Source organism: Clostridium hominis (assembly GCF_014287825.1).
GTDB classification, from domain to species: Bacteria; Bacillota; Clostridia; order Clostridiales; family Clostridiaceae; genus Clostridium; species Clostridium hominis.
Map to the genome: position 1 here is coordinate 1 of NZ_JACOOO010000001.1, position 14,308 is coordinate 14,308.

The window sequence follows — 14,308 nt, forward strand, 5'->3', positions numbered from 1 at the left end:
ATTAGATAATTTACCAGATGGAATGCTTATATTCCAAAATAGCATATTAATATATTCGAATAGTGAAGCAACCCAATACTTTAGAAGTTTACTAGAAGTAAATCTTAAGGAATTATTTATGATGAATTTCTTAGATTTTATAATTAAAGATGATATAAGTAAGAAAGAATTAGAATTAGGATTTAAGCGGAATATAATAGTTACAGATGAAATTGGAAAAAAAAGACAAGTTGAAATAGAGTTAATTCCAATAAAGGATGATGTTAAAGTTGTTGTTATTAAAAGTAATGATTATTTAATAAGAAGTTTACAACTTGAAAAAGAATATAGTTTATATTTAGAAGATGAAGAAGTAAAAGATGAGTTTTATTCTAATATTTCTCATGAATTAAGGACTCCAATTAATATTATCTCTTCCGCATTACAACTAAATGAAAAAATTTTAGATGATAATAAATTTGATGTTATAAAAAGAAATAATATTATAATAAAACAAAATTGCAATAGACTAATAAGAACTATTAATAACTTTATTGATACTAATAAGATTACAGAAGGGTATTTACATATTCCTAAAAGTAAAATAAATATTGTTACTATAATAGATAATATTGCTGAGGTTGCTAGCCAATATGTTGTTAAGAAAAATTGCAAATTAGTATTTGATCCTTTTCAAGAAGAAATATATATATATGCAAATTCTGAGAGTATAAACAGAATATTTTTTAATATTATTTCTAATTCTTTAAAATATGGAGAGGAGAATGAAATAATTTTTATATCCGCTAAAGCAAAAAATGATAAAGTGAAAATAAATGTTGAATATAAAAGTAGGGAAATATCTAAAGAGAGAATAAAAAATATGTTTAAAAAGTTTTCTAAATGTGAAAACTACTTAACTAGAGATGCAGAGGGGAGTGGATTGGGGCTTTTTATAACAAAAAAATTAGTTGAGCATAATAGTGGAAATATAAGCTTTAACTATAAAGATGGACAAAATATTTTTGAGATTATTATGCCTATAGATAAGAGTGGACAAGATGGAGATAGTAATTGGAATTTGAATATAAATGATCTTAAAAGGCAAGCTGATATAGAGTTTTCTGATATATATTTCTGAATACACATATATAATTATTTACAATAGTAATTTTATATATCAAGTTATTGTTATGTATAAATTAACATTATAAAACATATAGTATATTGAAAAATATACAAGAGGTGTTTTATGAGAAAAAAAGAAAGTAAAGATATTAAAAATAAAAAGAATATTAGTAATAAAATAGACAAGCAACAAAAAAAAGTAGCAAAGAAAATGAAGAAAAAAGAAAAAGGAAATATATTAGGAAGAATTTTTAAGATTAATAATAAGTTTAATCTTGTAGCTTTAATAAAAAATATTTTATTGGCATTAGGTGGAGGATTATTAATAGGTTTTTTAACTAGGAATAGTATGATAGTCTATAATAATTTGAAGAAACCTATATTTACGCCACCTGCAATTATATTTCCCATAGTGTGGACAATCTTATATATATTAATGGGAATAGCAGCTTATAGAATTTATATGAATAATAAATCAGGAAGGGATGATAAAGGCGCATATTTTTACTACTTAATACAGTTATCTATAAATTTTTTATGGAGTATAATATTCTTTAATTTTAGGCTTTATGGAATTTCATTTATTTTAATAATAGTACTCGTGATTTTAATTATTTTAACAACTATTAAATTCTTTAAGGTGGACAAAATAGCTGGAGCACTTATGATTCCGTATATTTTATGGGTATCTTTTGCCTCTATGTTAACATTTTTTATTTGGATGTTTAATGAAATGTAACTTGTATTATAAAGTTAAAAGTATTGAAAATACAAGGTTTTATAGATTTTAATAACTTGTACAAATAGCAAACGGCATAAAAACGGCATAAATATTTTAAAAGTATGAAATTTTTGAAATAAAAAAGATGAAGATACATTTCTTCATCTTTTTTATAGGTTATTAATTATTTTCTTAGCATTGTCCATCATAGCATCTGTAACATGACTATATGTTTCCATAGTTTCTTTTACATCATGACCTAATATTGTAGCTGCAGTTTTAAAGTCTATATTATTAGCTATTAAATTAGTTGCAAAGGTATGACGTAATTCATGTAGTGTTACTCCAAACCCCTTCTTTAATTGCAAATCGAGGTTAACCGTAAGTGTAACTGTTGCAGCAATAGATATAAGTCTATTATCTATATTAGTTGGATAATCTTTTTTTATTTGCTGAAGCTCGTTACTTAAAAAGGTAGACATTGGAATTATTCTATATGAATTTTTGCTTTTTAAATCGCCAAATACATATTTACCATCTTCTTTACGTCTTTTAAGTTGTCTGCTTATAGTAATGGTTTGGTTTTTAAAGTCTATATCGCTCCACATAAGCCCACATATTTCACCAGCTCTTAATCCAGCTTTAACAGCTAATAGTACGGCAATATAATAATTCAAACTGTAATCTTTCTTAGTTTCATAGATTTTTAATAGCCTTATTACTTCTACAGGCTCTAAAGCCTTTTTTAATGTTTTTTTACTCTTTGGTACATTGATTCCTTTTAGTGATGGGATTTTAACTTCAAAAGTTATACTAGCCCAATTAAGAAATGTTTTAAATATCTCTAATGTTTGAGATATTGTTCCAGGACTAAATTTTGATACCATATTGTCAACTGCATTTTGTATATCAATTCTTTTTAAGTCCTTAATTATAATATCATCAAGATTAAATCTCTTAAAAGCATCATTGATAGATGTATATGTATTAAATTCTTTTTGAACTTTAATATGATTTAGATAAAGTTCCTTAAGATCCTTTATTGGAGCTTGGTTAAAATCATCATTATATTTATAGTTTTCTTTAAGCTCTTCAATAATTTTATCAGCATATAACTTGGCAATAGATTTCTTTTTGAAACCTTGCTTAGTCTTTTGTCTCCATTTACCATACTGGTCCTTATATTGAACTATAACTTGTATTCCCTTATCTTTATCTCTATATGTAACGTTATACTGCATAATTTCCCCCTATATAACTATTTTAGTAGTAAGTATACCCACACATTATAAAACTAAACTAGAATAATTTCATTACTCCAAAATTGGGAGAGAAATATATAATATAATTATTTATTTCATAGTATGTCCCATATTTAGATTTATAATATTCTATTGCATCTATTAGAAATTGGTCAGTTACTCCTAAATATTCAGCTAATTCATATCTATCTCTTACCCCAGATTCATAAGAGTTAATTATTGCAACTATACCGACTTGTTTTTCATATGCCCAATTACGAGCTCTAATTTCTTGTTTTATGTTTCTTATATCATTTTGATCAATTATATCACCATAACTTGTAAAGTGATGTCCAAGTTCTTCTGCAAGTATACAGGCCTTTTCACAGCTTGTCTCTATATTAGAATCTATTATTACTTTTCCGTTTTTATACAAACCTTTAAATCCATACTTTAAAGGTTTTTCTTTAACTCTAACATCTTTATCATATTTTTTTAATAATTTCTCATATGGCATTAAAAACTCCCTTTCCATACAATGTAAACATATGTTCTTAGTGAGTATTATAAGATTTTATTTATTGTATGTAAATAGCAAAATAGAATAATCATTACTTTTTAGGGTATTTATGTTAAAATATTATTAATAAGTATACTAAGGAGGAATTTATGGAAACCATAATAATAGCATTAATTTTTTCAGTCCCAGGAATAATTGTTAATAGAGTATTATTTAGAATTTTCCCTAAATCTATTGAAACAAAATCAGAATATGAAAAAACTATAACAGCAATTATAGATAGTATATTTGTATTAGTAATTAATATGGTTATATTAAATTTATTTTTAAAGAAGAACATATTAACTTTCAATATACTTTTAGATAAATTAAGCTATATAATATTTTTTATGAAGTATGTAATTTTGACTTTATGTAGCTGTATAATAGTAAGTTTAATAAAAAAATTTATATTTAATCCAATAGTATTATTAGTAATAAATAAATATAAAGAATCGAAGGATGGGATTAAAGAGAATGAGTGGCCTAGTGCTTGGGAATCTATTTTTGAAAATTCTAAAATATCCAAAAATGATATGTATATCACATTAGAGAAAAATGGTCAGATTATAACTTCTGGTATGTTAGCAACATATGCACCACCAAATCAAGAAAGAAGAGATATACTACTTAAAGATACACAAGGATTTAAGCTTTATTTAGATAATGATAAGAATCTGCCAAAAGAAAAGAAATTATTAGATATTATTGAATGTGAATATTATGACTTCAATAACGATCTCTTGATAAAAGTTTATGATAATAAAAAATTAGTAAAATATTTAAATGAGCCTTAAAAGGCTCATTTTTATTTGCTATTTGGTGTCGGTGGCAATTTATTACCTGTTGTTGAAGTTGTTGTTGAAGTTGTTTGCCTAGATCCAGGATGATTCCTTATTTCACTTCCACCTCTAGTGCAAGTAGGTTGTCCGTTCTCATACCAATACCATAAACCATGAATCTGATGCCATCCTGGTACAGCCTCCCTATACTTCTGATCTGATTCACTAATAGCTGTGAAATATTTATTAAGTTTTAATGTAAGTGCTGCAGAGGATACTCCTGATAATCCTAGACTATTTAATATTTGAGATACCGCGGCCTGAGTAGCTGTTCCTCCAAAAAAGTGAGCTACTATTGTTACTCCAGCTGTAACACCGACGGCTGTTACTATGTCAGCTGCTGCAGTTATAGTATTATCTGCGGATCTCATAAAATTAATTACTCTCCCTGGAGCATTAGTATATACATCATATAATCCATAACTTTCATTTCCTACTGAATCTCCTATTTTTATATAATCAACTTTTTGATATTTTAGCTTTGCTGCTACATAATAAGTATCATCTAACAATGATAATCTTGATTCGTGGACTTTTTCTATTTCAAATCTGTCTCGTTCAATATCTTTATATTCGTAACCTTCTAATGTTGAGTCAGTATTTATTATATTATCTATTCTTTCCTTATGATTAATTTGAGATAATAATATTCTCTCTAAGTTCTCATAAAAATTTGTATTAACTTGATTTAGTATATTTCCATCAGCATCATATATTGTATGTATAATATCTCCAGTTTCTTTGTTAACTTCATAAGAATAAGTATCATCTATAAAAGTATTATCTATATTCTTATAATTCTCAATAAAATTTTGATAATCAACTCTTTCTTCTTGAGTAAATTCTGGTTCGTTTAGTATTTGCATTATATTAGTATAAGCATCATTAGTTTCATATTTTAAAGTTTGTGCATTTGCAGTTATACTTGTAAAAATACAAATAACTAACATTAAAGATATAGATCTAAATTTTTTCACTATCATTTTTTATTCCCCCTTTATAAACAATTAACATTTTATAACATATTTTACTTTTTTTAAATTATTTTTATATTATTGGTTAATTTGTTTTTTATTTCACTATATGTTAATATAGTAACATAAATAAAAAGGGAGGAATTTGTTTTGCTTAAGAAGAACTTCGGAAAAACTTTATCTATATTTTTGATAGTATTTATTTCGTCTAGTATAACCTATTCCATAATCAGTATCACAAATATACGCAATGATGAAAAATATACTAAACTTCTATTAGCATCTAAATTAAATGAAATTTCAGTATTGCTTAAAGATAATTCAGAAAATAATAATGATCAAAGTTCGTTTACTAATAAATTTTCTTATAAATTAGGGGAATTATCTTCTTTATATTGGAATGGAGTTAATCCAGATGAAAACTTAGGCCCTATAATAGCAGTATTCGAAAGTGCCATAAAAAACTCAAATTTAAATAATAATTTAAGCAGTGATGAATTATTAAGTTTATCAATATTATTCAACAATTTATCTAAAGATCCTTCTGATATAAACTCTTCCAATGATATTGTCGAATTTTTAAAAAAATAGTAACAAAGATAAATTTTAATAAACAACAAAAAATATATATTAAAAAAGACTATGTAGAAATCACAAATACACAGTTTCTTGTTAATTAATAAATGAAAGATTGTTAGTAATAGTTGCTAATAATCTTTCATTTATAAAAATGAGATCTATTCTCTTGTTATTATTCCTTGTTCGTATAGGTTCTTTATTCTATAAAATTTAGATCTAGCTATATCCATGCTTCTTGCAGCAGCTATAACTGAAATTTCATTTCTATTAACCATATCATAATACATAAAAAAGTTATCTGGAATTGTTAATGGTCGGCCTGTAGCTTTAGCAATTCCTTCTGCTTGTTTTATTCTCTCATAAGCTGCTTTAATTAAATATATGCTAAATATATCAGATCCAATAATAATAGTTTTTCTATCTAAATCTACTATCATATCTTTTTTATCTATCATTTATATGTTCCTCCAAATGTTTAATAAAAAATAAGTATTGTTACTAAATATATTATAGCATCAAATTATATTATTAGTTTTAATAAAATTCAACAAAATAGAAGCCAAACTCATGAGACTGATTGAGTTTGGCTTTTATGTCTTGAAAAAAATAAATAAAAAGATATTTAAATTATAGACATACAATCAATAGCTTATTCAATTATTTATCTAGACTCTTTTTAGCTTCTTCATATTGCTCTTGAGTATACGAAATATTATTTCGCTTTAACATTTCTACATACTTATCTAAGTCTACAATTTTTTCACCTTGTCTCATCTCGAAAGGGTTGTTTATATTTTTAAGTTTCAATTTATGCATCTTCAGTACCTCCAATATTAATTAATAAATTTATTATAGCATGACTAGTTAGCAATAAATATTTAATATAAAAACTTATTAGTATGTTCTAAAAATGTATCCATTGAATACAATGTAACATAAAACAATTTTAAAGGGGGTGCCATTGGTGGCAGAAAGGTTAAGAGTTATTATAGAGTTTTCTAAAAAGAAAGAGAGAGATTTAAAATTATACCAAGAATTAATAAAATACTCTAATCCAGGAACAGTTGTTAAAGATATGCTTTATGGGATTATTCCGTTACCAAATGTAATAAATGTATCCAATGAGAATGAAAAGTAGTGGGAGAGTAGTCCGTACAGTACGGAAGTGTACGGACAAGCCTTTTAAAAGAGAGGGAAAAGAGAGCAAAAAAGAGTGGGGGAGTGGTCAAAAATTGAACAGTATTAAAGAATGGGAATTAAGCGGACAACTTACTACAGGAGAAAAAATAGTTTTAGTAATTAAAAATAAAGATTTTAAATTATTGGAATATTTATCAGAACAATTAAATAGAGGAATTTATGATTTAGCTTTTCAAATTTATGAATTTGGATTAGATTCTTTGGAGGTGTCATAAATGAGTTTTATTAGAGATTTAATAGATAAAATTTTAAATACCAATGAAGATGATCCTATATTAGATGCAAGAATAGAGTTTAGATTAAACAATAAAGAAAAGATATTAATTAAAAAATATTGTGATTTAAAAAGAATTACAATAAGTGAATTTATTAGAAGTACTGCAATGAAAGAAATAGATACATTCATAAATGCAAATTATAAGGGGGAATATATTAAATGTTAAACCCTCTAGTAGTAGCAATTCCAATAAATTTATTAATTATATATTGTATTGTAATGGATATAACAGATAATAAAAAAGGAAAAAGAAAAAAATATAAAGATAATAATGAAGATTATGTTGAGAGAAACGATATTGCGAATGAAAGTATTATTCAGATTGTTGAGGCAGTAACTGGCGCTGTGGTAGCAGCTGTTAAAGAAGTTAATAAAGAAAATATTTAAATAGTAATTCGGCATAAAAACGGCATAAAAAAATATTTTTTTTGGGTTGGACAAGTTATATATAAAACATATAAAATCGCATAATATCAATGCTTTTAAAGAATTTGGTTACATATAGTTTTATTAAGTGTACAAGCTTAATACTTGGATGTTTAATGAAATGTAGAAAAAAATATAGTATAATGTAATAGGCTTTCTTTATGGAAGTCTATTTTATTTTAGAAAAAGTAAGGAATGTGATTATGGGAAAAACATTATTTATAGCTGAAAAACCATCTGTAGCAATGGATTTTGTAAAGTTATTAAAAGTAAATGGTAGAAGAAATAATGGCTATATAGAAGGGGAAAATAGCATATTTACTTGGTGTGTGGGACATATGGTTACAATGAGCTACCCAGAAGCATATAATGAAAAATTAAAATATTGGAATTTAAGAGATTTACCTTTTTTGCCAGAGGAATATAAATATCAGGTAATTCAATCAGCAAGTGGTCAATTTAATGTAGTATCATCACTTATGAACAGGGAAGATGTAGATACTATTTATGTTTGTACTGACTCAGGGAGAGAAGGGGAGTATATATATAGATTAGTAGATGATATGGCAGGAAAGCCAAATAAGATCAAAAAAAGAGTTTGGATTGATTCTCAAACAGAAGAGGAAATAAAAAGAGGAATTAAAGAGGCAAAGGATTTATCTTACTATGATTCTTTAGCACATTCTGCTTACTTAAGAGCAAAAGAAGACTATATCTTTGGTATTAATTTCTCAAGACTATTAACTTTAACCTATGGAAAAGCACTAGCAAGTTCCTTGAAAAAAGATAAGAATGTTGTAATAGCGGTGGGCCGTGTTATGACATGTGTTTTAGGAATGGTTGTGGATAGAGAAAGAGAAATAAGAGATTTTAAGAAAACTTCATTCTTTAAAATAGTAGGTTCTTTTAGTAGAGAAAGTGAAGGAAGTATAATAAAAGGTGAGTGGAAGGTGTTAGAAGGATCAAGATATTTAGATTCTCCTAAGCTCTATAATGAAAGTGGATTTAGAAAACGAGAAGACGCTGAAAGCTTAATGCAAGAATTAAGAGATGTAGGTCATGGAATTATTAAGGAAGTTAAAAAGACAAAAGAAAAGAAGAATCCACCATTGCTATTTAACCTAGCAGAATTGCAAAATGAATGCACCAAAAGATTTAAGATAAGTCCGGATGAAACATTAAAGTATGTTCAGATGCTTTATGAAAAAAAGATGGTTACATATCCAAGAACCGATGCTAGAGTATTATCTACGGCTGTAGCAAAGGACATAAAGAAAAATTTGAGTAAATTAACAAACTTACCAATTGGTAAGGCACTACAAGATGCAGCTCAAATGATAATTTCAGAAGATAAAGCAAAATCAATTTTAAAAAGCAAGTATGTTGATGATTCTAAGATTACGGATCACTATGCTATTATCCCAACTGGAGAAGGGAGAGAAGTTATTGGAAAGCTAAGCGAGCTAGAAAGAAAAATATACAGTATAATTTTGAGAAGATTTTTAGCAATATTTTATCCATCAGCTCAATATAGTAAAATGAATGTAATTATAGGGATTGATATAGAAAACTTTACTTTAAGTAAAAAAGTATGTGTAGATAGGGGATATCTTGATATTATTGAAGGTGAGAAGGAAGAGAGTGGAGATGATTTTCCGGAAAACATAAGAAAGGGAAATAAAGTTGTTATTGATGAGCTTGAAATAAAAGAAGGTGAAACTACTCCTCCCAAAAGATATACTACTGGTTCTATGATTATTGCAATGGAAAATGCAGGTAAACTTATAGAAGATGAAGAGTTAAGAGAGCATATAAAGGGAGCGGGGATAGGTACTTCGGCAACTAGAGCTGAAATATTAAAAAAGTTAATTAACATAGACTACATAACTTCAAATAAAAAAACACAGATACTTACACCTACTGAATTAGGTGAAATGATATATGAATCTATAAGAATATCCATTCCGTCTTTATTAAATCCATCATTAACTGCATCTTGGGAAAAGGGATTAAAGCTTGTTAATGATGAAGAAATAAAGCCGGAAGAGTTTATGACTAAGTTAGAAACATATACAAAAAAGAATACACAAAAGGTATTACAAAATACTAATATGGGAATGCTTTTAAGAGAAGTTAATAAAGTTAAAGAGGTATATACAAAATAAAAAAAGTTTCAAGTTATAGATTATTAATCTAAGCTTGAAACTTTTTTTTACTTTATAAAGTTAGCTAGTAAATTATAACATAGAGGAGCTAGAAAAACAGTTATTACACCTGCAATTCCAATTGATAATGAGCTCATAGCTCCTTCGGTTTCTCCCATTTCAAAAGCTTTTGATGTCCCAACAGCATGTGAAGAGGTACCAATTCCAACTCCAATAGCCACAGGATTAGTTATTTTAAATACCTTACAAACTGGAGGAGCTACTATTGCCCCTACTATACCAGAAAGTATTATTGCAAGAACAGTAACTGGTGCCAATCCACCTAATTGATTTGTAATTTCAATTCCAATAGGAGTTGTAACCGACTTTGATAATAATGATATTGTTATAAGGTTATCTAGCTTTAGAAAAACAGATATAGATATAATTGATAATATACCTACCAAACTACCTATAGTGATACCAAGAAGTATAGGTAAAAAGTTTTTCTTTAATAGTTCGAATTGCTTATATAAGGGAACAGCAAGAACAATAGTTGCAGGTCCTAAAAACATATTAATAAATTTACCACTTTCATTGTAGGTATCAAAGTCAATATTAAATAATTTTAAAAATCCTACAACAATAATAATAGCTATTAGAAGAGGATTAAAAAGAGGAAGTTTGGTTTTTCTGTAAATTATTAATCCAACTTCAAAAGCTATTAAAGACACAAAAAGTCCAAAAAATATATTATTAGTGAAGATATCCATTATTTCTAAGCTTCCTTTCTATTATCGTCTATTTCTTTATGTAATTTCCTTTTTGATAACATATTTGAGGTAAATTGTACGACGATTCCAGTGACAGCCATAACAATTATAGTAGTTACTATACATATAATAACTATTTGGATGGCTGAAGATTTAATACTGTCAAATGAGTTCATTAATCCTACACCAGCCGGAATAAAGAAAAAAGCTAAATGATCTAAAAAGAAATTAGAGATAGTATCTACCTTCTCAACTTTTATTATTCCAGTACATAAAGATAAGAAAAGCAATATCATTGCAATTATGTTCCCGGGAATAGGAATATTAAGTGTTTTAGCAAGTAGTTCGCCTATAAAATATAGAACTAGTATTATAAGAAATTCTCTAAAAATTTTCATTTTATGCCTCCAATATAAGTAACATTCTAAAATTTAATTTATCTAATCGAAGTTAACTAAAAGTAAAAATCAATATTTAGGTACTTGAAGTTACACTGTAAGTGTACTTTTATACTTTATCACTAAAATTCTTTATAGTAAATGATATATTTGAAATAGGCAAAATGTAAAAGTTTAAATTATTATTTGATAATTGACAGTATTTTATGACAGGTTTTTACAATGAAAATTAACAAATACTATCTAATAATCATACTATATAAACATAGAAGTAATTAAATATAAGCAAGGAGTATTTATGAAAAAAGGATTGAAAAAAACTATTGCATTTATAGCTTCATCAGTTTTAGCTATAAGCACATTAGTTGGTTGTTCTAGTAATACTACTGCAAAAGATAATGTTGAAGAAACAACTAAAGAACTAAAAACTATAAGATTAAATGAAGTAGTAAGATCTGTATTTTATGCACCAATGTATATTGCGATAAATGAAGGCTTTTTTGAAGAAGAAGGTTTATCTATTGATTTGTCAACAGGACAAGGTGCAGATAAAACAATGCAGCAACTTCTAAGTGGAAATGTTGATATTGGTTTCTCAGGACCAGAGCAAGTTGTATATATTTATAATCAAGGAAGAGAAGATTATCCAGTAGTATTTGGACAACTTACTCAAAAAGATGGATCATTTTTAGTTGGAAAGGAAGAAGAGGAAGATTTCGATTGGAAATCATTAGAAGGTAAAGAACTTATAGGAGGAAGGCCAGGAGGAATTCCAGAAATGGCGCTTGAATACGTATTGAAGAAAAATGGGTTAGATCCAACAAAAGATGTTTCTATGGTTACAAATATTGATTTTACAGCTACAGCAGGTGCTTTTAAATCAGGAACAGGAGAATATGTAGCACTATTTGAACCAACAGCTTCTATGCTTGAAAAAGAAGGAACTGGTCATATAGTAGCTTCAGTTGGGGCATCTGCTGGAGATATAGCTTATACTTGTTTTTATACAACTAAGTCATATATGGATAAAAATCCAGAGATAATTCAAAAGTTTACTAATGCTATTTATAAAGCTCAACAATGGTTTGTAAGTCATAGTGATGAAGAAGTTGCAGATTCTATAATATCATTTTTCCCAGGAACAGAGAAGGATATAATTATGGATGTTGTATCTAATTATAGGGAGATTGATGCTTTAGCTTCTAATCCTGAAGTAAGTGAAGAAGGCTTAAATAAACTAATGGATATAATACAAGGATATGATAAGAGTTTAATTACAGAAAGACCTGATTTTAACACAATAGTAAATAATACTTTTGCAAAAGAGGCAATGAAATAGGGTTTTTAAATGTGGATAAAAAAGATAAATGAGATTCAGTATTGCTAGATTTCAAATTATCTATAAAGTTTAAGAGTTACTAGTTTAAGGCGGTGAGAAAGTGAGTTTGTTAGAAATAAATGACGTAAATATGAATTACCATACCAAAAAGGGTACAACTGAAGCTATAAAGCATTTAAGCTTTAATATAGAAGAAGGGGAATTTCTAAGCATAATTGGACCATCAGGGTGTGGTAAGTCAACTTTACTAAATATAATAAGTGGATTATTAGAGCCATCATCAGGAAAAGTTATCTATAATGATCCTGAGGTGAAAAATAATTTAGACAAAATGGGTTATATGTTTCAAAAAGACTATTTGTTCCCATGGTTAACAGTAAGAGAGAATGTGTTATTAGGATTAAAGATAAAAAATATTTTAACAGAAGAAAATATAAAAAATGCAGATAAGCTTTTAAAAAGCTATGACTTAGAGAAATTTAAGGATCATAAACCAACTCAACTATCAGGAGGAATGAGGCAGAGGGTAGCACTTATAAGAACACTTGCTTTAAATCCTCGAATACTATTATTAGATGAGCCATTTTCAGCATTAGATTATCAAACAAGGCAAAAAGTTACAGATGATGTTTACGAAATAATTAAGAGAGAAGGAAAAACAGCAATTATGGTAACTCATGATCTTGGAGAAGCAATAATAATGTCTAAAAGAGTAATAGTATTAACTAAGAGGCCTGCAACTATAAAAGATGATGTGGAAATTATATTTGCTAATAAGGATGCAACTCCTTTTAAAAAGAGACAAGAACCAGAATTCAATAAGTATTTTGGTGAGTTGTGGAAGGAGATAGATGGCGTAAATGGATAGAGAACATGAATTATATTTAAAAAAGATTAAAAGAGATAAAGTAAAGATTACAATTTATAGAGTAGTAATCTTGGTAGTACTAATAGCTTTGTGGGAGATATTAGCTGATTTCAAAATTATAGATCCATTTTTAACATCAAGTCCTAGTAGGATAGTTAAATCATTTATTAGTTTTGTAGAACAAGGAACATTGACAAATCATATATTAGTGACATGCTATGAGACTATAGTTGGATTTATATTAGGGACAGTGTTTGGAACAATTATAGCAGTTATATTATGGTGTTTTCCAACTGTATCTAAAGTATTAGATCCTTATCTTGTTGTGCTAAATGCTTTACCTAAAATAGCTTTAGCACCAATAGTAATTTTTTGGGCTGGTAATGGAATGCCTGCCATAATAGTAATTACTTTATTAATATCAATAGTAACTACTATTATAAGTGTACTAACAGGATTTAACGAGGTAGATAGTGGGAAGATGCGATTAATGGATACATTCCAAGCGAGCAAATGGCAGAAACTTAAATATTTAATTTTTCCAGCAGCTATTCCTATTTTTATTTCAGCTTTGAAAATAAATGTTGGCTTATCATGGGTTGGAGTAATAATGGGAGAATTTTTAGTTGCTAGAAGTGGATTAGGATTCTTAATTATTTACGGTGGACAAATAGCTCAATTAGATATGGTTATGATGAGCATAGTAATACTATCAATAATTGCATTTATAATGTATGAAATTGTTGCAGTATTTGAAGTTAGATTTACTAAAAAGAATGAATAGTTTTATACGTTAAAATTAACTCTAGCTAATAAAGCTAGAGTTAATTTATAACAATTGAAATTTGAGTATAAGTTTG

The 14,308-nt window shown here is 27.1% G+C and carries 19 protein-coding genes; 12 read left to right on the forward strand and 7 right to left on the reverse strand.

Going from position 1 to position 14,308, the window contains the following annotated elements:
- Positions 1 to 1,120: sensor histidine kinase (locus H8S20_RS00005; protein ID WP_186858987.1), on the forward strand; the 1,120-nt coding region annotated here is incomplete at its 5' end.
- A 198-nt stretch (positions 1,121 to 1,318) separates the two neighbouring features.
- On the forward strand, positions 1,319 to 1,846 hold the full coding sequence (locus H8S20_RS00010) for a TspO/MBR family protein (RefSeq protein ID WP_042281869.1): 528 nt from the start codon (positions 1,319 to 1,321) through the stop codon (positions 1,844 to 1,846).
- Between the two features lie 152 nt (positions 1,847 to 1,998).
- On the opposite strand, the gene H8S20_RS00015 is transcribed toward H8S20_RS00010, so the two are convergent.
- Positions 1,999 to 3,069, reverse strand: coding sequence for a site-specific integrase (locus tag H8S20_RS00015; protein ID WP_186858988.1), 1,071 nt, complete (start codon positions 3,067 to 3,069; stop codon positions 1,999 to 2,001).
- A 58-nt stretch (positions 3,070 to 3,127) separates the two neighbouring features.
- Positions 3,128 to 3,586: a hypothetical protein gene (locus tag H8S20_RS00020; protein ID WP_186858989.1), complete on the reverse strand. Its 459-nt coding sequence runs from the start codon at positions 3,584 to 3,586 to the stop codon at positions 3,128 to 3,130.
- A 152-nt stretch (positions 3,587 to 3,738) separates the two neighbouring features.
- Between H8S20_RS00020 and H8S20_RS00025 the strand changes: the two genes are divergently transcribed.
- Positions 3,739 to 4,425, forward strand: a complete 687-nt coding sequence (locus tag H8S20_RS00025; protein WP_186858990.1) for a UbiA prenyltransferase family protein — start codon at positions 3,739 to 3,741, stop codon at positions 4,423 to 4,425.
- Positions 4,426 to 4,436: 11 nt separating this feature from the next.
- Here the strand turns inward: H8S20_RS00025 and H8S20_RS00030 are convergent, their stop codons facing one another.
- Complete coding sequence (locus H8S20_RS00030) at positions 4,437 to 5,453, reverse strand: hypothetical protein (RefSeq protein ID WP_186858991.1); 1,017 nt, start codon at positions 5,451 to 5,453, stop codon at positions 4,437 to 4,439.
- 141 nt (positions 5,454 to 5,594) lie between these two features.
- Here H8S20_RS00030 and H8S20_RS00035 point away from each other — a divergent pair, with 141 nt between their 5' ends.
- A complete protein-coding gene (locus tag H8S20_RS00035; RefSeq protein WP_186858992.1) occupies positions 5,595 to 6,035 on the forward strand; it encodes a hypothetical protein in 441 nt (146 codons plus the stop codon).
- Positions 6,036 to 6,181: 146 nt separating this feature from the next.
- Here H8S20_RS00035 and H8S20_RS00040 read toward each other — a convergent pair whose 3' ends face one another.
- Positions 6,182 to 6,478, reverse strand: coding sequence for a hypothetical protein (locus tag H8S20_RS00040; protein WP_186858993.1), 297 nt, complete (start codon positions 6,476 to 6,478; stop codon positions 6,182 to 6,184).
- 202 nt (positions 6,479 to 6,680) lie between these two features.
- The gene (locus H8S20_RS00045) at positions 6,681 to 6,839 is read right to left on the reverse strand and encodes a hypothetical protein (protein ID WP_186858994.1); all 159 of its coding nucleotides are present in this window, start codon (positions 6,837 to 6,839) and stop codon (positions 6,681 to 6,683) included.
- A gap of 148 nt (positions 6,840 to 6,987) precedes the next feature.
- Between H8S20_RS00045 and H8S20_RS00050 the strand changes: the two genes are divergently transcribed.
- From H8S20_RS00050 to H8S20_RS00070, 5 genes are all read left to right on the forward strand, one after another.
- Positions 6,988 to 7,161 carry a hypothetical protein gene (locus tag H8S20_RS00050; protein WP_186858995.1) on the forward strand — a complete coding sequence of 58 codons (174 nt, stop codon included), beginning with the start codon at positions 6,988 to 6,990 and terminating at the stop codon, positions 7,159 to 7,161.
- Positions 7,145 to 7,438, forward strand: a complete 294-nt coding sequence (locus H8S20_RS00055) for a hypothetical protein (protein ID WP_186858996.1) — start codon at positions 7,145 to 7,147, stop codon at positions 7,436 to 7,438. Before H8S20_RS00050 ends, H8S20_RS00055 begins: the two co-directional genes overlap by 17 nt.
- Positions 7,439 to 7,666 (forward strand): DUF6290 family protein, encoded by a 228-nt coding sequence (locus H8S20_RS00060; protein ID WP_186858997.1) that lies wholly within the window; start codon positions 7,439 to 7,441, stop codon positions 7,664 to 7,666.
- Positions 7,660 to 7,887, forward strand: coding sequence for a hypothetical protein (locus tag H8S20_RS00065; protein ID WP_186858998.1), 228 nt, complete (start codon positions 7,660 to 7,662; stop codon positions 7,885 to 7,887). The genes H8S20_RS00060 and H8S20_RS00065 overlap by 7 nt, the downstream gene beginning before the upstream one ends.
- A 242-nt stretch (positions 7,888 to 8,129) precedes the next feature.
- A complete protein-coding gene (locus H8S20_RS00070) occupies positions 8,130 to 10,091 on the forward strand; it encodes a DNA topoisomerase (RefSeq protein WP_186858999.1) in 1,962 nt (653 codons plus the stop codon).
- 47 nt (positions 10,092 to 10,138) lie between these two features.
- On the opposite strand, the gene H8S20_RS00075 is transcribed toward H8S20_RS00070, so the two are convergent.
- Positions 10,139 to 10,843, reverse strand: a complete 705-nt coding sequence (locus H8S20_RS00075) for an LrgB family protein (protein ID WP_186859000.1) — start codon at positions 10,841 to 10,843, stop codon at positions 10,139 to 10,141.
- Between the two features lie 5 nt (positions 10,844 to 10,848).
- Entirely contained in the window at positions 10,849 to 11,241 is a 393-nt protein-coding gene (locus H8S20_RS00080) for a CidA/LrgA family protein (protein WP_032119135.1), read from the reverse strand.
- A 298-nt stretch (positions 11,242 to 11,539) separates the two neighbouring features.
- Here H8S20_RS00080 and H8S20_RS00085 point away from each other — a divergent pair, with 298 nt between their 5' ends.
- The 3 genes from H8S20_RS00085 (at position 11,540) to H8S20_RS00095 (ending at position 14,232) form a co-directional block, all read left to right on the forward strand.
- On the forward strand, positions 11,540 to 12,580 hold the full coding sequence (locus H8S20_RS00085; RefSeq protein ID WP_032119134.1) for an ABC transporter substrate-binding protein: 1,041 nt from the start codon (positions 11,540 to 11,542) through the stop codon (positions 12,578 to 12,580).
- A 100-nt stretch (positions 12,581 to 12,680) separates the two neighbouring features.
- Positions 12,681 to 13,448: an ABC transporter ATP-binding protein gene (locus tag H8S20_RS00090; protein WP_032119133.1), complete on the forward strand. Its 768-nt coding sequence runs from the start codon at positions 12,681 to 12,683 to the stop codon at positions 13,446 to 13,448.
- Positions 13,441 to 14,232 carry an ABC transporter permease gene (locus H8S20_RS00095; protein WP_032119132.1) on the forward strand — a complete coding sequence of 264 codons (792 nt, stop codon included), beginning with the start codon at positions 13,441 to 13,443 and terminating at the stop codon, positions 14,230 to 14,232. The genes H8S20_RS00090 and H8S20_RS00095 overlap by 8 nt, the downstream gene beginning before the upstream one ends.
- Positions 14,233 to 14,308 lie beyond the last annotated feature (76 nt).